The organism is Streptomyces sp. NPDC000404, from assembly GCF_040300365.1.
Lineage (GTDB): Bacteria > Actinomycetota > Actinomycetes > Streptomycetales > Streptomycetaceae > Streptomyces > Streptomyces ramulosus.
The window spans coordinates 446,979-462,470 of record NZ_JBEPDN010000003.1; the positions used below are offsets into that span (position 1 = coordinate 446,979).

Below are 15,492 nucleotides of genomic sequence, written 5' to 3' on the forward strand. Positions count from 1 at the left end.
GGGGCGTCCGACGTGAACCCGCCGCGGCCCGTACGAGGGAGGGCGGCGGGGCGGCGCGGGCCGTACGGCGGGCGGGCGGCGGGGCCCGGCCGGTGCCCGGATCCGGGTCCTGCGGCCCCGTCCGCCCGGTGACCTGGGCGCCTTCGCTCGCGCGGCGGTCTGTCGGTGGTCGGGCGTAAGGTGGGCAACCCCGGCCCGATCGACATGGGGACCGCCCCGGCCCAGATCGACGCGCCGGGCTGTTCGCGTTGTTCGCCTCGCTGGGACGGAACCTCTCATGAGCCTTGCTGGTCTGCTCGACGCCGTCGTCAAGGATCCGGCGCTCGCCGAAGCGGTGCAGGCCGCGACCGACGGCCACCGCCCGCATGTGGACCTCGTCGGCCCGCCCGCCGCCCGCCCCTTCGCGGTGGCCGCGCTCGCCCGGGACGCGAAGCGGCCGGTGCTCGCGGTGACCGCCACCGGCCGGGAGGCCGAGGACCTCGCCGCCGCGCTGCGCACCCTGGTCCCGGCCGGCGAGGAGAACACCGTCGTGGAGTTCCCCTCCTGGGAGACGCTGCCGCACGAGCGGCTCTCGCCCCGCTCGGACACCGTCGGCCGCCGCCTCGCGGTGCTGCGCCGCCTCGCCCACCCCAGCCCCGACGACCCGGCCACCGGCCCGGTCTCCGTCGTCGTCGCGCCCATCCGCTCCGTGCTCCAGCCGCAGGTCAAGGGGCTCGGCGATCTCGTCCCCGTCAGCCTGCGCACGGGGCAGAGCGCCGATCTCGGCGAGGTCGTCGACGGGCTCGCGGCCGCCGCGTACGCCCGGGTCGAACTGGTCGAGAAGCGCGGCGAGTTCGCCGTCCGCGGCGGCATCCTGGACGTCTTCCCGCCCACCGAGGAGCATCCGCTCCGGATCGAGTTCTGGGGCGACGACGTCGAGGAGATCCGCTACTTCAAGGTCGCCGACCAGCGGTCCCTGGAGGTCGCCGAGCACGGCCTGTGGGCGCCGCCCTGCCGCGAGCTGCTGCTCACCGACGAGGTGCGGGAGCGGGCCGCCGCCCTCGCCGAGGACCACCCGGAGCTGGGCGAACTCCTCGGCAAGATCGCCGAGGGGATCGCCGTCGAGGGCATGGAGTCCCTCGCGCCGGTCCTCGTCGACGACATGGAGCTGCTGCTGGACGTGCTGCCCGCCGGCAGCATGGCCGTGGTCTGCGACCCGGAGCGGGTCCGCACCCGCGCCGCCGACCTCGTCGCCACCAGCCAGGAGTTCCTCCAGGCGTCCTGGGCGGCCAGCGCGGGCGGGGGAGAGGCGCCGATCGACGTGGGTGCGGCGTCCCTGTGGGGCATCGCCGATGTCCGCGCCCACGCCCGTGAGCTGGGGATGATGTGGTGGTCCCTCAGCCCGTTCGCCGCCGACGAGACCACCGCCGCCGACGCGGGCGACACCCTCACCCTCGGCATGCACGCCCCCGACACCTACCGCGGCGACACCGCCCGCGCCCTCGCCGACACCAAGGGCTGGCTCGCCGACGGCTGGCGCACCGTCTACGTCACCGAGGGCCACGGCCCCGCCGCCCGCACCGTCGAGGTGCTCGGCGGGGAGGGCATCGCCGCCCGCCTCGACGCCGAGCTGACCGCGCTCGCGCCGTCCGTCGTCCATGTCGCCTGCGGCTCCCTCGACACCGGCTTCCTCGACCCGGGGCTGCGGCTCGCCGTCCTCACCGAGACCGATCTGTCCGGGCAGAAGGCCGCCGCCAAGGAGCTGGGCCGGATGCCGGCCCGCCGCCGCAAGACCATCGACCCGCTGACCCTCAAGGCCGGCGACTTCATCGTCCACGAACAGCACGGCGTGGGCCGCTACATCGAGATGGTGCAGCGCACCGTCCAGGGCGCCACCCGCGAGTACCTCCTCGTCGAGTACGCCCCCGCCAAGCGCGGCCAGCCCGGCGACCGGCTCTACATCCCCACCGACCAGCTGGAGCAGGTCACCAAGTACGTCGGCGGCGAGGCCCCGACGCTGCACCGCCTCGGCGGCGCCGACTGGACGAAGACCAAGGCGCGGGCGAAGAAGGCGGTCAAGGAGATCGCCGCCGACCTCATCAAGCTGTACTCCGCGCGGATGGCGGCGCCCGGCCACACCTTCGGCCCGGACACCCCCTGGCAGCGCGAGCTGGAGGACGCCTTCCCGTACGCGGAGACGCCGGACCAGCTCACCACCATCGCCGAGGTCAAGGAGGACATGGAGAAGTCGGTCCCGATGGACAGGCTGATCTGCGGCGATGTTGGGTACGGTAAAACCGAAATTGCTGTGAGAGCCGCCTTCAAGGCCGTGCAGGACGGCAAGCAGGTCGCCGTCCTCGTCCCGACGACCCTCCTCGTCCAGCAGCACTACGGCACCTTCACCGAGCGGTACGGACAGTTCCCCGTCAACGTCCGCGCGCTCTCCCGCTTCCAGACCGACACCGAGTCCAAGGCGACGCTGGAAGGGCTCAGGGACGGCTCCGTCGACATCGTCATCGGCACCCACCGCCTCTTCTCCTCCGAGACGAAGTTCAAGGACCTCGGCCTGGTCATCGTCGACGAGGAGCAGCGCTTCGGCGTCGAGCACAAGGAGCAGCTGAAGAAGCTCCGCGCCAACGTCGACGTCCTGACGATGTCCGCGACGCCCATCCCCCGCACCCTGGAGATGGCCGTCACCGGCATCCGCGAGATGTCGACGATCACCACCCCGCCCGAGGAGCGCCACCCGGTGCTCACCTTCGTCGGGCCGTACGAGCAGAAGCAGATCGGCGCGGCCATCCGCCGTGAACTGCTCCGTGAGGGCCAGGTCTTCTACATCCACAACCGCGTCGAGTCCATCGACCGGGCGGCGGCGCGGCTGCGCGAGATCGTGCCGGAGGCGCGGATCGCCACCGCCCACGGCCAGATGTCCGAACAGGCCCTGGAGCAGGTCGTCGTGGACTTCTGGGAGAAGAAGTTCGATGTGCTGGTCTCCACCACGATCGTCGAGTCCGGCATCGACATCTCCAACGCCAACACCCTCATCGTCGAGCGCGGCGACAACTTCGGCCTCTCCCAGCTGCACCAGCTGCGCGGCCGGGTGGGCCGCGGCCGCGACCGCGGCTACGCCTACTTCCTCTACCCGCCGGAGAAGCCGCTGACGGAGACCGCCCACGAGCGGCTGGCGACGATCGCGCAGCACACCGAGATGGGCGCCGGTATGTACGTCGCCATGAAGGACCTGGAGATCCGCGGCGCGGGCAATCTGCTGGGCGGCGAGCAGTCCGGCCACATCGCCGGTGTCGGCTTCGACCTGTACGTGCGGATGGTCGGCGAGGCGGTGGCGGACTACCGCGCGTCGCTGGAAGGCGGGGTGGAGGAGGAGCCGCCGCTGGAGGTCAAGATCGAGCTGCCGGTCGACGCGCACGTCCCGCACGACTACGCGCCCGGCGAGCGGCTGCGCCTCCAGGCGTACCGGGCGATCGCGGCGGCGTCGAGCGAGGAGGACATCGCGGCGGTCCGCGAGGAGCTGACCGACCGTTACGGCAAGCTGCCCGAGCCGGTGGAGAATCTGCTGCTGGTCGCCGGGCTGCGGATGCTGGCGCGGGCCTGCGGCGTCAGCGACATCACCCTCCAGGGCTCCAATGTCCGCTTCGGCCCGGTGGAGCTGCGCGAGTCCCAGGAGCTGCGCCTCAAGCGCCTCCATCCGCGCTCCGTCCTCAAGCCGGCCACCCACCAGGTGCTGGTGCCCCGCCCCACCACCGGCAAGATCGGCGGCAAGCCGCTGGTCGGCCGGGAACTGCTGGCGTGGGTGGGGGAGTTCCTGACGACGATCCTGGGGGCGTGAGGCGGCCGATCCGCGGATACGGGCCGGCGGCGGCGCGCCTGCGGCCCGTACGCGGCCGCCGCCCGGGCCCGGCGCCCGCGCGCCGCCGCCCGCGCGCCGCTCAGCCCACCAGCTCCGCCACCTTCCGCGCGCACTCCCGCGGGGTGTGGCGGCCGGTGTCGACCTCGATGTCGTACGTCATCCCGCGGTGGACCAGGGACGCCTGAGCCGCGGCCATGCCGGGGACGCGGTCGGGGCGGGCGCTCTCGCGGGCGGTGGCGACGGCCGCGTCGCAGCGGACGCCGACCCACAGCGCGGACAGCTCGCCCAGCGCGCGCTCCCAGGCGCGGCGCCCCTCGACGCCGCCGAGGAACACCTCGTCGAGGATGACCGGCGCCCCGGCGCGGACGACCGCCGCGACACCGTGCCGCCAGCTCTCCTGAAGCGCCTGGAAGGCCGCGCCGGGCGTGACCGAGCCGTCCGCGCCGAGGACCAGCCCGTCCGGATCGTCCATCAGACCCGGCGGCAGCGCCTCGATCAGACTGTCGACGCCGAACGTCAGCCACGGGCGTGGCAGGACGTCCTGGAGGGCGCGGGCCAGCGACGACGTGCCGGAGCTGGATCCGCCGTTGAGAACGATCACCTGGAAGGCCATCGCGCCACCGTAACGACCGCGGCCCGCCGCCGCCTCCGGATTTCCGCCCGGCTCAGGGCCCGGACACCCGCCGCAGCACCACGAAGTCCCCGGCCGTACCGGACACCGCGTAGCGGGCGCCCGGATGCCGCTGCCCGGCCTCGGTGCGGACCTGCGCCGCCGTGCGGCCCTCGCCCAGCTGCACGGCGACGTAGTCGGGGGCGATGCCGCGGGTGTCGCCGATCCAGAACACCCGGGTGCGCGAGACGAGCCGGGACAGCGGCCGGATGTCCGCCTCGACGCTCGCCCCGTCCGGGACGGTCGCCAGCAGCCGCTCGGCGGCGGTGACCTCCGGCGGGATGCGGTACGTCGCCGGCTCGGTGAGGCGGGCCAGCGGCAGCGCGGTGGTCAGCGCCAGCGCCGCGGCGACGGCGGCGGCCGGGAGCTGGCCCGCCAGCGAGCGCAGCCAGGGCCGCGGCGAACGCCCCGCCCGCTCCAGCGCGTCGACGAGCGCGAGGAAGACCACCGGCATCAGCACCGCGTTGTAGTGCCAGTCGATGCCCCAGTAGTGCGGCTCGTGGGAGACGAACCGCCAGCCGAGCGTCGGCACCGCGGCCAGCAGCAGCGGTGAACGCAGCGCCAGCAGACCGGTGGTGGGCAGCAGCACCCACAGCAGGGTGTGCAGCGCCTCCCCCGCCCCGATCGCCGGCCCCTGCGCACCGTCGCCGCCGAGCTTGGTCCAGTAGTCGTACGAGCCGGTGCCGTTGAAGCCGGGGATGATCACGCCGAGGGTGACGGCGGTGGCGGCCAGCCCGAAGCCGATCAGCGCGACGGCGAGCGGCAGCGCCTGCCGCGCACGGATCAGCACCACCACGCCGACGGCGGCGGCGGTGACCCCCAGATCCTCCTTGACCAGCACCAGCGGCGCGGCCCAGCACACCGCCGCCGTCCACCGCCCGCGCACCACCGCCTCCAGCGCGAACGCCAGCAGCGGGAGCGCGAACGCGATCTCGTGGAAGTCGAAGTCGATCGCTTTTTGCAGGCCCCACGACAGCCCGTACGCGACGCCGAGCGCCAGGCCCCGGGCGCGTCCCAGGTACCGGGCGGCGGTGCGGGTGACCGGCACCGACGACAGCGCGAACAGCGCCGCCTGCGCCGTCAGCAGCGTCAGGGGGGAGGGCAGCAGCCGGTAGAGGGGGGCGAGCAGGATCAGCACCGGGCTGAAGTGGTCGCCCAGGACGTTGGTGCCCGGCCCCTTCAGGTCGACGATCGGCGCCCCGAGGTGGGCGTAACCGCGCACCGCCTGCTCGAAGATGCCGAGGTCCCAGGAGGCGGTGCCCATCGTGAGGTGCCGCAGCAGCGACAGCGTGGCGTACGCGGCGAAGAGCAGGGCCGCCAGCCACCACGGATCGAGGCGCGGCGCACGCCACCCGGCGAGGCGGCGCGGGCCGGGTCCGGCGGGCTGCGCGTCGCGGGGGGCGTCGCGGGGGGCGTCGGGCGGGGCGGTCCGCTGCCCGGGCGGCGTTCCGGTCGCCGTGCCGGGCACGGCGGGACCGGCGCCCGCTGCGGTCGCTGCGGCCGTGTCCATGCGTGTCCTCCGTCTCGGCTTCCGAAAAGATACTCGAAGCCGTCGAACCGGGCGGTTACGGCGTACCTGCCCCGTGGCGCGTACGCTCCTTCGCCGGACCGGCCACCGGGCGCTCCGGCGGCCCAGCTACCTGAGGGGACACCCGACTTGAACCGGATACGGACCGCGCTGCCCATCGCCGCCGTCGCCGCACTGCTCACCCTGACCGGCTGTTCGCCCGCCGACGGGCCGGGGGGCACGGACGCCAAGGCCGGCGCGACGCCGTCCGGCACGCCCGGCTCCGCCCTGGCGGCGGTGGCCGAACTGCCCGTCAAGAAGCGCGGCTCGCAGGACGGTTACGCCCGCAACCGCTTCGGCAGCGCCTGGGCCGACACCGACGGCAACGGCTGCGGCACCCGCGACGACATCCTTGAGCGCGATCTGGAGAACACCAAGCACCGCGGCAAGACCTGCGCCGTCACCTCCGGGACGCTCACCGACGACCCGTACACCGGCGGCACCATCCGTTACCAGCGCGGCAGCAGCAAGGTCGACATCGACCATGTCGTCGCGCTCTCCGACGCCTGGCAGAAGGGCGCCGCCCGCTGGGAGCCGCGCAAGCGGATCGCGCTCGCCAACGACCCGCTGAACCTCATCGCCGTGGAGGCGTCCGCCAACCGCAGCAAGAGCGACGGCGACGCCGCCGCCTGGCTGCCGGAGAACCAGGGCTACCGCTGCACCTACGTCGCCCGGCAGGTCGCGGTGAAGAAGAAGTACGGCCTGTGGGTCACCCGGGACGAGAAGGCGGCGATGTCGAAGGTGCTGGACGGCTGCCCGGGCGAGAAGCTGCCGACCGGCGGCAACCCGACCGAGGCGCCGGAGCGCTTCACGGCGAAGTAGCGGCGGCGGACGGCGGGCGCGTCCGGCGCACGGCCGGGCGCGCGCCCACCGGGGCGCCCGGGGCGAAGGTCCCGTGGCGCCCCGCCCGGTGGGCGAAGGGCCTGCGGCGCCCCGCTCGGTGCCCGGTGGGCGAAGGTCCCGCCGTGCCCCGCCCCGCGTACCCAAAAACCTGGGGAATCGTTGGCCAACCGGTGGCCCGGGGCACCCGGACTCCCTACTATCGATCAACGCCAGATCGATGAGATGACCGCTCCCGGCACCCGCCGGGGGCGCCCCGCCCACCGCCGCCGCACGGCGTTCGCGCCGCGCCGTCTCGTTCACGATCTCTGCCGGGAGGCCCCGTGCTCCGCCGTAGGACAGTGCTCTCCGTATCCGTCTCCGCCGCCCTGCTGGCCGCGACCCCGCTGCTCACCGCCTGCGGCAGCGACGCGCACCCCGGTGCCGCCGCGATCGTCGGCGGCGAGCGGATCACCGTCGCCCAGCTCCAGGCGAAGGTCAAGGACGTACGCCGGGCCCAGAGCGAGTCCCCGCAGGGCGGTCAACTCATCTCCAACACCGGCCAGTTGAGCCTGGTCACCCTCAACGGCATGATCTTCCGGCGGGTCCTGGAGCGCAGTGCGGACCGCGCCGGGGTGACCGTCAGCCGCGCCGATGTGCAGAAGTGGCGGACCACCGCCGAGCGGGAACTGGGCGGCCCGGAGCGGCTGAAGGCCGTCTGGCTGCAGCAGCAGTCCGTCGCCCCCGACGAGGTCGATGCGACCGTCCGCAACCAACTCCTGCTGGACGGCCTCGCCAAGAAGATCGGCGCCGACCGCGCCAGCGCCGAGGGCCAGCGCCGCCTCGTCGACAACCTCGCCCGCACCTCCCGCGCCATGGGCGTCGACGTCAACCCGCGCTTCGGCCGCTGGAACGACCGCCGGGTGATCCTCGGCGAGACCAAGGACCCGTGGATCTCCCACGCCTCCGGCGCCCGGCAGCAGGCGTAGCCGATACGCCCCGGGGAGCGGCCCCGGCACCCGTCCGGCCGGCGCGGCCAGCGGGTGCCGGGGCCGCCGCCGGTTCGCGGCGCGGGGCGCTGTCGGTGGGGTGCGTTACGTTCGAGGGGTGAACGCTGACGTGCCCTCCGCCGACGCCGCTGCCCGCCCCGAGGGCGGCACCGGGCGCCTGGTCCTGCTCACCACCAGCCACCGGGTCGCCCCCGGCCTGCTGTCCTGGAACGCCTGGCGGACGCTGCGCGCCGCCGACCGCGTGTGCTGCGCGGACGCCGCCCATCCGCAGCTGCCCTATCTGCGCGAGGCAGGCGTCACGGTGGAGTCCGCCGTCCCCGGCGCCCGCGAGCTGGTCGACGACTGCGTCGCCGGCGACCGCACGGTCGTCGTCCTCACCTCCGCCGACGGCGAGAGCACCCTGACCGACGGCCTGGCCCGGCTCGCCGGCTCCGGCCGCGAGACCATGCCCGACCTGGAGCTGCTGCCCGGCGCCTACGACCTGCCGGGCGCCCGGCTGCTCGACCTCGTCCAGGTCATGGACCGCATCCGCACCAGCTGCCCGTGGACGGGCATCCGCACGCACGAGGACCTCGCCAAGTACGCGCTGGAGGAGACGTACGAGCTGGTCGAGGCCATCGAGACCGGCGACCGCGAGGCGCTGCGCGAGGAGCTGGGCGATGTCCTGCTCCAGGTCGTCTTCCACGCCCGGATCGCCCAGGACGACCCCGACGCACCGTTCTCGGTCGACGATGTCGCCGGGACGATCGTGGAGAAGCTGATCCACCGCCATCCGCACGTCTTCGGGGACGAGCCGGCCGAGACGCCCGAGGAGGTCCGGGCGCACTGGCTGCGCACCAAGGCCACCGAGAAGCGGCGCGCCTCGGTCACCGACGGCGTCCCGCTCACCCAGCCCGCGTTGGCCCTCGCCGCCAAGCTCGCCTCCCGCGCCCGCACGGCCGGCCTCGACGTCCGCCCCGCGGCCCCCGGCATCGGCTACGAACTCCTGGCCCTGGCCGCCCGCGCCGAGGCCGAGGGCACCGACCCCGAAACCGCCCTCCGCGCCGCCGCCCGCACCTACCGCGACGCCATCCGCGCGGCGGAGGGCCTGCCGGTCTCCGGGGCGGAGGAGATACCCGAATAAGGGGTGGCGGGCCCCGCGCCCCGGGCGGCCTCGGCCCCGAGCGCGGGCGTTGCCGATGCTTGGCCGCAGCCGCAGCCGCAGCCGCAGCCGCAGCCGCAGCCGCAGCCGGGTGGCCCCACGTCCCCGGGCAGCGGCCCCCGGCCACCGGCCCTGTCCCCGGGCGGCCCCCGGCCCCCGAGCGCAGGCCGCCCCCCCGCCCGCACCGCGCCGTCCGCACCGCCCCCAGCAGCGGTTACCGTCGAAAGGTGCACCACACGCCCGACACCGCCCCCGACACGACCCTCCCGGCCCCGGGCCCGGCCGTCCCCGCCCCGGCCGTCCGCCCCGCGGGCCCGGCGCCCGGCGACGCGCCGTCCGCCGCCCGCTGCCCGACGGCCGCCACGGGCGCCGGGGAGGCCGCGCGCCCCGCGGCCGCCGATCCGCCCGCCCCCGCCCTCTTCACCTGGGAGTTCGGCGCCGACCCGTACCCGGCCTACGCCTGGCTGCGGGAGCACGCACCGGTGCACCGCACGGAGCTGCCCAGCGGTGTCGAGGCATGGCTGGTGACGCGGTACGCCGACGCGCGGCAGGCGCTCGCCGACTCCCGGCTGTCGAAGAACCCGGTGCACCACAGCGAGGGCGCCCACGGCAAGGGCAAGGTCGGCATCCCCGGCGAGCGCAGCGCCAACCTCATGACGCATCTGCTCAACATCGACCCACCCGACCACACCCGGCTGCGCCGCCTGGTCTCCAAGGCGTTCACCCCGCGCCGCGTCGCCGCCTTCGCCCCGCGCGTCCAGGAGCTGACCGACGCGCTCATCGACGGCTTCGCCGCCCGCGGCGAGGCCGACCTCATCCACGAGTTCGCCTTCCCGCTGCCGATCTACGCCATCTGCGACCTGCTCGGCGTCCCGCGCGAGGACCAGGACGACTTCCGGGACTGGGCCGGGATGATGCTCCGCCACACCAAACCGGGCGGCACCGGCGGCGGTCCGCGCGGCGGCGTCGCCAAGGCGGTCAAGAAGATCCGCGGCTACCTCGCCGAGCTGATCCACCGCAAGCGCGCCGCCCTGCCGCCCGAGCCCGCGCCCGACGAGGACCTGATCTCCGGCCTGATCCGCGCCTCCGACCACGGCGAGCACCTCACCGAGAACGAGGTCGCCGCGATGGCGTTCATCCTCCTCTTCGCCGGTTTCGAGACCACCGTCAACCTCATCGGCAACGGCACCTACGCCCTGCTGCGCACCCCCGACCAGCGCGAACTCCTCCAGAAGTCGCTGGCCGCCGGCGACCGCGACGTCCTGGCCACCGGCATCGAGGAGCTGCTGCGCTACGACGGCCCGGTCGAGCTGGCCACCTGGCGGTTCGCGACCGAGGAGCTGACGCTCGGCGGCGAGCGGATAGCCGTGGGCGATCCGGTGCTGGTGGTGCTCGCCGCCGCCGACCGCGACCCCGCACGCTTCGACGCCCCCGACACCCTCGACCTGCGCCGCACCGACAACCCGCACCTCGGCTACGGCCACGGCATCCACTACTGCCTCGGCGCGCCGCTCGCCCGCCTCGAAGGGCAGACCGCCCTCGCCACCCTCCTGACCCGCCTGCCCGACATCCGACTTGCGGCGGAACCGGGCGATTTGCGGTGGCGCGGCGGCCTCATCATGCGCGGTCTGCGCACCCTCCCCGTGGAGTTCACCCCGGCCCCCTGACGACACGCCGCCCACCTGCGCGGAAGCCCGTCCGAAGGCCGGAAGTTGACTTGCCGTCAGGCGCGTGACCTACACGTGATCTCCGCTACACCGGCTTGTGACGCCCCGTGAGCCCGGCTACCTTGCCACCGAACACGCGCTCCATCGCCCCGGTGGACGCCGTACCGGACCCCGGGCGGCCGGACCGGGGCGGCGGGACGGACAACTCAACCGCCGCTCGAAAGGCAATCGCATGCGCACCGGCAACGGCAGACACCGTCGCCCCCGCCAGGCACCGGCCCTCTTTGTCACGGCGGGTGTGACCGGCGCGGGCCTCGCCCTGCCCCTCCTCGGCGCGGGCGCCGCCCACGCCGCCGACGCCTCCACCTGGGACCGCGTCGCCCAGTGCGAGTCCGGCGGCATCTGGTCCAGCGCCAGTGGCAACGGCTTCTACGGCGGCCTCCAGCTCACCCTCGACATGTGGCGCGACCACGGCGGGCTGGCGTACGCCGCCCGGCCCGACCTGGCCAGCCGCGCCCAGCAGATAGCCGTGGCGCAGGCGATCCTCGCCGAGCGCGGTCCGGACGCCTGGCCGCGCTGCGCGACCGAAGCCGGACTCACCGAGGACGGCCAGGCGCCCGACGTCGACCCCGGCGGCGCCGTCACCACCCCGCCCGCCGGCGCGGACGGTGCCCACACCGGCACCGGCACCGACTCCGACCAGGACGAGACCCCGGCCCCCGGCACCCCGGACACCGCCGACCCGTCCGCCCCGACGGACACCGCCGACCCGTCCGACGCCCCGGACCCGTCCACCTCGCCCGGCACCCCCGACGCCACCGGCTCCCCGAAGGCGCCCGAGGACTCGCAGCGGCCCGGCGGGCCCGATGTGCCCGACGAGCCGTCCGCCGACCCGTCCGACCGCACGACCCCCTCCGGACACCCGTCCCGTACGACGCCTCCGGCGGACGCCGACGGCTCCCGCGGTGGCGACGGCTCCGGACGCCACCGCGGCGGCAGCGGCGCCGACGGGGACGACGGGGACGGCGACCGCACCCCGGGGCGGCACGCCTCGCGCGGCGGCGAGCGGACGGACCCGGACGCGGGCGCGTACACCGTGCGCTCCGGTGACAACCTGTCAGCCATCGCCGAGGCGCGGGAGCTGCCCGGCGGCTGGCCCGCGCTGTACGAGCGCAACGAGGACGTCATCGGCGACGACCCGGACCTCATCCGCCCAGGTCAACTCCTCGATCTGGGCCACTGATCGAGGCGGTAGGCGGCTTTTGCCCGTTTTGGCGAAAGTGAGACATGGCTCTCGTCGCTGTCCGCGGTGTCCTAACCTGTCCTTCACATCCACACCCTGCCCTACCTGCGGAAATATGCGCGCTCTGCGGTCATTCGCAGTCAACTGGGTGCAGAAAGCGGGGTTTGAACGACACGGGAGGTTCTGATTGGGTCAGCACCGCTCGCCAAAGCGGGCCCTTCGTTCACACGCCGAATCCTGCCGGTGGGCGAAGGTGGTCGACGCGCAAGCGCCGAAGGCAGGAGCGGGGGACCCAAGGTAAGCGCCGGCCCCGCCCGTGAAAGCGGGCCAACCGGCTTGGGGTGAAGCCGCGTGCACGTCACGCGGCCGGGCAATCCACACCGCCCGAACCCGACAGCTCACCTCGCAGGCGTCGGTGAGGAAAACGAAGCATGCTGATCAACAAGGCCAAGCACCGTCGTCCCTCCAAGGCCGTCCGCGTCGCCACCCTCGCCGGTGTCGCCGGCGCCGCCGTGGCCGTCCCGCTGATGGGCGCCACCAACGCCTCCGCCGCCTCCGTCGCCACCTGGGACGCCGTCGCCCAGTGCGAGTCCGGCGGCAACTGGTCGATCAACACCGGCAACGGCTACTACGGTGGCCTGCAGTTCTCCCAGTCCAGCTGGGCGGCGGCCGGTGGCACCCAGTTCGCGCCCCGCGCCGACCAGGCCACCAAGGCCCAGCAGATCCAGGCCGCCGAGAAGCTCCTCGCCATCCAGGGCCCGGGCGCCTGGTCCTGCGCCGGCGCCGGCAACCTCACCGCCGGTGGCCCGTCCCCCGACCTGAACACCGGTACCACCAAGGCCGCCCCCAAGGCCGCTCCGCAGCCCAAGGCCGCCCCCAAGCAGCAGGCGCCGAAGCAGCAGGCCCCGCAGCAGACCCGCCCGGCGACCCCGCAGCACCACGTCATGGGCCACGGCAACTACACCGTGAAGTCCGGCGACACCCTGGCGAAGATCGCCAAGGCGCACGGCAAGAACTGGAAGTCGGTCTACGCGGACAACAAGTCCGTCATCGGCTCCAACCCGAACCTCATCTTCCCGGGCCAGAAGCTCAACGTCTGATCCCGCGCGGGGCCACGCCGCCCCGCCCCCGGGCCCCCGCCCCTCCCGGCCCCCTCGCCCGCGCGTACGGCGGTACGCGCGGCACACCGGACCGGGAGGCGGCACCGGCCCGCCCGGACCCCGCGGGCCACGGCCCCGGCATCGCCCGGGAGCCCCGCTCACCCGCGGACCCACCCCCCACGGGATGCCCCGCCCGGCGCGCACGTCCCCGGGGCGGCACCGGCTCACCGCCGGCGCCGCCTCCGCGCGCCGAGGCGGGGTTTCGCCGTTCCGTACCCTGGTCCCGGACACAGCGTCGTGCTCCGCCCCTTATCAGCTGCTTTTCCGTTCCGCGGCTTTCGTTGTCGAATGTCAGGAACCCGGCGTCCGAGGCACCTTTCGTCCCGTACTGCGGGCCGCGAGGTAGCGAAGGGCCCGGGGGCCGTTAGGCTCGTGCCGCAGAACTCCAGACACCCATGAAGGAGACAACGTGCCGTCCATCGACGTCGTCGTAGCCCGCGAAATTCTCGACTCGCGAGGTAATCCCACGGTCGAGGTCGAGGTCGGCCTCGACGACGGCTCCACCGGCCGGGCCGCCGTTCCGTCCGGTGCCTCCACCGGAGCCTTCGAGGCCGTCGAGCTGCGCGACGGGGACCCCAACCGCTACCAGGGCAAGGGCGTCGAGAAGGCCGTCCTCGCCGTCATCGAGCAGATCGGCCCGGAGCTGGTCGGCTACGACGCCACCGAGCAGCGCCTCATCGACCAGGCCATGTTCGACCTGGACGCCACCGACAACAAGGGCTCGCTGGGCGCCAACGCCATCCTCGGCGTCTCCCTCGCCGTCGCGCACGCCGCCTCCGAGGCCAGCGACCTGCCGCTCTTCCGCTACCTCGGCGGCCCGAACGCGCACGTCCTGCCCGTCCCGATGATGAACATCCTCAACGGTGGGTCGCACGCCGACTCCAACGTCGACATCCAGGAGTTCATGATCGCTCCGATCGGCGCGGAGTCCTTCTCCGAGGCGCTGCGCTGGGGCGCCGAGGTCTACCACACCCTCAAGAAGGTCCTGAAGAACAAGGGCCTGGCCACCGGCCTCGGCGACGAGGGCGGCTTCGCCCCCAACCTCGGCTCCAACCGCGAGGCCCTCGACCTCATCCTGGAGGCCATCCGCGAGGCCGGCTACGCCCCCGGCCAGGACATCGCGCTCGCCCTGGACGTCGCCGCCTCCGAGTTCTACAAGGACGGCAAGTACCAGTTCGAGGGCAAGGAGCGCTCCGCCGCCGAGATGACGGAGTACTACGAGGAGCTGGTCGCGGCCTACCCGCTGGTCTCCATCGAGGACCCGCTGTTCGAGGACGACTGGGCCGGCTGGAAGGTCATCACCGACAAGCTCGGCGCCAAGGTCCAGCTCGTCGGCGACGACCTCTTCGTCACCAACCCCGAGCGCCTGGCCCGCGGCATCGAGGAGGGCTCCGCCAACGCCCTCCTGGTGAAGGTCAACCAGATCGGCTCGCTCACCGAGACCCTGGACGCCGTCGAGCTGGCCCAGCGCAACGGCTTCAAGTGCATGATGTCGCACCGCTCCGGCGAGACCGAGGACGTCACCATCGCCGACCTGGCCGTCGCCACCAACTGCGGCCAGATCAAGACCGGCGCCCCGGCCCGCTCCGAGCGCGTCGCCAAGTACAACCAGCTGCTGCGCATCGAGGAGATCCTGGACGACGCGGCGGTCTACGCCGGTCGCTCGGCCTTCCCGCGTTTCAAGGGCTGACCTCCCGGCGCCGGGTGCGTCCCGCTCCGCCCGACCGTGGGCGGGCCACCCGCCGCCACGGCCTGCGTTCGTCCCCGGCGACGGTCCCGTACCGTTGCCGGGGACGGCTGCGCTTCCGAACGGCCCCGCCCGGCGGGAGCGTACGAACTCCATGACGGTCGGCCAACAGGGGAGGCGACGTGTCCGCGGACCGGTTCTCGACCGCGACCCGGCTCAAGGCGCTCGGCGAACAGGCGGCGGCCCGCGTCCAGCGCGTCCGGCGCCCCCGCCGCAACCGCCTCACCGGCCGGGCCGCCCTGCTGGCCCTCGTCATGTGCTCCCTCGTCGTCGCCCTCGCCTACCCGATACGGCAGTACGTCTCGCAGCGCTCCGACATCGCCGACCAGCGCCGCAAGGCCCAGGAGGCGGCCAAGGCGCTGGACCGGCTGCGCGACGAGAAGTCCCGCTGGCGCGACCCCGCCTACGTCGAGCAGCAGGCCCGGCTGCATCTGCACTTCGTCCGCCCCGGCGAGACGGGTTATATCGTCCAGGACGGCTCGCGCGCCGACGACGGCGGCGCCCGCGGGGGCGCGGATGCGGCCTCCAGCCCCTGGTACCAGAACCTCTGGGCCGACGTCGACGCGGCCGACCGGTGACGCACCGTGCTCCGGTCCGGCCGACGGCCGTGAGCCCACCGAA

The 15,492-nt window shown here is 74.1% G+C and carries 11 protein-coding genes and 1 riboswitch; of the genes, 9 read left to right on the forward strand and 2 right to left on the reverse strand.

Going from position 1 to position 15,492, the window contains the following annotated elements:
- Positions 1 to 277: 277 nt before the first annotated feature.
- Positions 278 to 3,826, forward strand: coding sequence for a transcription-repair coupling factor (gene mfd, locus ABT345_RS07925; protein WP_345090553.1), 3,549 nt, complete (start codon positions 278 to 280; stop codon positions 3,824 to 3,826).
- Positions 3,827 to 3,926: 100 nt separating this feature from the next.
- Here the strand turns inward: mfd and ABT345_RS07930 are convergent, their stop codons facing one another.
- Both ABT345_RS07930 and ABT345_RS07935 read right to left on the reverse strand, forming a co-directional pair.
- Positions 3,927 to 4,460, reverse strand: a complete 534-nt coding sequence (locus ABT345_RS07930) for a chloramphenicol phosphotransferase CPT family protein (protein WP_345090556.1) — start codon at positions 4,458 to 4,460, stop codon at positions 3,927 to 3,929.
- Positions 4,461 to 4,512: 52 nt separating this feature from the next.
- The gene (locus ABT345_RS07935) at positions 4,513 to 6,027 is read right to left on the reverse strand and encodes a DUF2079 domain-containing protein (protein WP_345090559.1); all 1,515 of its coding nucleotides are present in this window, start codon (positions 6,025 to 6,027) and stop codon (positions 4,513 to 4,515) included.
- Positions 6,028 to 6,174: 147 nt separating this feature from the next.
- On the opposite strand from ABT345_RS07935, the gene ABT345_RS07940 reads away from it, so the two are divergent.
- The 8 genes from ABT345_RS07940 (at position 6,175) to ABT345_RS07975 (ending at position 15,449) form a co-directional block, all read left to right on the forward strand.
- On the forward strand, positions 6,175 to 6,906 hold the full coding sequence (locus ABT345_RS07940) for an HNH endonuclease family protein (RefSeq protein WP_386460677.1): 732 nt from the start codon (positions 6,175 to 6,177) through the stop codon (positions 6,904 to 6,906).
- A gap of 341 nt (positions 6,907 to 7,247) precedes the next feature.
- Positions 7,248 to 7,892: a SurA N-terminal domain-containing protein gene (locus tag ABT345_RS07945; protein WP_386460675.1), complete on the forward strand. Its 645-nt coding sequence runs from the start codon at positions 7,248 to 7,250 to the stop codon at positions 7,890 to 7,892.
- 118 nt (positions 7,893 to 8,010) lie between these two features.
- Positions 8,011 to 9,036 carry a nucleoside triphosphate pyrophosphohydrolase gene (locus tag ABT345_RS07950; protein ID WP_345090565.1) on the forward strand — a complete coding sequence of 342 codons (1,026 nt, stop codon included), beginning with the start codon at positions 8,011 to 8,013 and terminating at the stop codon, positions 9,034 to 9,036.
- 245 nt (positions 9,037 to 9,281) lie between these two features.
- Positions 9,282 to 10,721 carry a cytochrome P450 family protein gene (locus tag ABT345_RS07955; RefSeq protein ID WP_345090568.1) on the forward strand — a complete coding sequence of 480 codons (1,440 nt, stop codon included), beginning with the start codon at positions 9,282 to 9,284 and terminating at the stop codon, positions 10,719 to 10,721.
- A gap of 232 nt (positions 10,722 to 10,953) precedes the next feature.
- The gene (locus ABT345_RS07960; protein WP_345090571.1) at positions 10,954 to 11,964 is read left to right on the forward strand and encodes a transglycosylase family protein; all 1,011 of its coding nucleotides are present in this window, start codon (positions 10,954 to 10,956) and stop codon (positions 11,962 to 11,964) included.
- Positions 11,965 to 12,223: 259 nt separating this feature from the next.
- A riboswitch (cyclic di-AMP (ydaO/yuaA leader) is annotated at positions 12,224 to 12,391 on the forward strand.
- 4 nt (positions 12,392 to 12,395) lie between these two features.
- Positions 12,396 to 13,064, forward strand: a complete 669-nt coding sequence (locus tag ABT345_RS07965; RefSeq protein WP_345090574.1) for a transglycosylase family protein — start codon at positions 12,396 to 12,398, stop codon at positions 13,062 to 13,064.
- Positions 13,065 to 13,533: 469 nt separating this feature from the next.
- Entirely contained in the window at positions 13,534 to 14,814 is a 1,281-nt protein-coding gene (gene eno / locus ABT345_RS07970) for a phosphopyruvate hydratase (protein WP_345090577.1), read from the forward strand.
- Between the two features lie 179 nt (positions 14,815 to 14,993).
- Positions 14,994 to 15,449: an FtsB family cell division protein gene (locus tag ABT345_RS07975; protein ID WP_345090580.1), complete on the forward strand. Its 456-nt coding sequence runs from the start codon at positions 14,994 to 14,996 to the stop codon at positions 15,447 to 15,449.
- The last annotated feature ends 43 nt before the right edge of the window (positions 15,450 to 15,492 follow it).

Excerpts from the sequence above, each read along its gene's own strand:
- mfd (WP_345090553.1), top strand. The coding sequence starts at position 278 with ATGAGCCTTGCTGGTCTGCTCGACGCCGTCGTCAAGGATCCGGCGCTC.
- ABT345_RS07930 (WP_345090556.1), bottom strand. The coding sequence starts at position 4,460 with ATGGCCTTCCAGGTGATCGTTCTCAACGGCGGATCCAGCTCCGGCACG.
- ABT345_RS07935 (WP_345090559.1), bottom strand. The coding sequence starts at position 6,027 with ATGGACACGGCCGCAGCGACCGCAGCGGGCGCCGGTCCCGCCGTGCCC.
- ABT345_RS07960 (WP_345090571.1), top strand. The coding sequence starts at position 10,954 with ATGCGCACCGGCAACGGCAGACACCGTCGCCCCCGCCAGGCACCGGCC.
- ABT345_RS07965 (WP_345090574.1), top strand. The coding sequence starts at position 12,396 with ATGCTGATCAACAAGGCCAAGCACCGTCGTCCCTCCAAGGCCGTCCGC.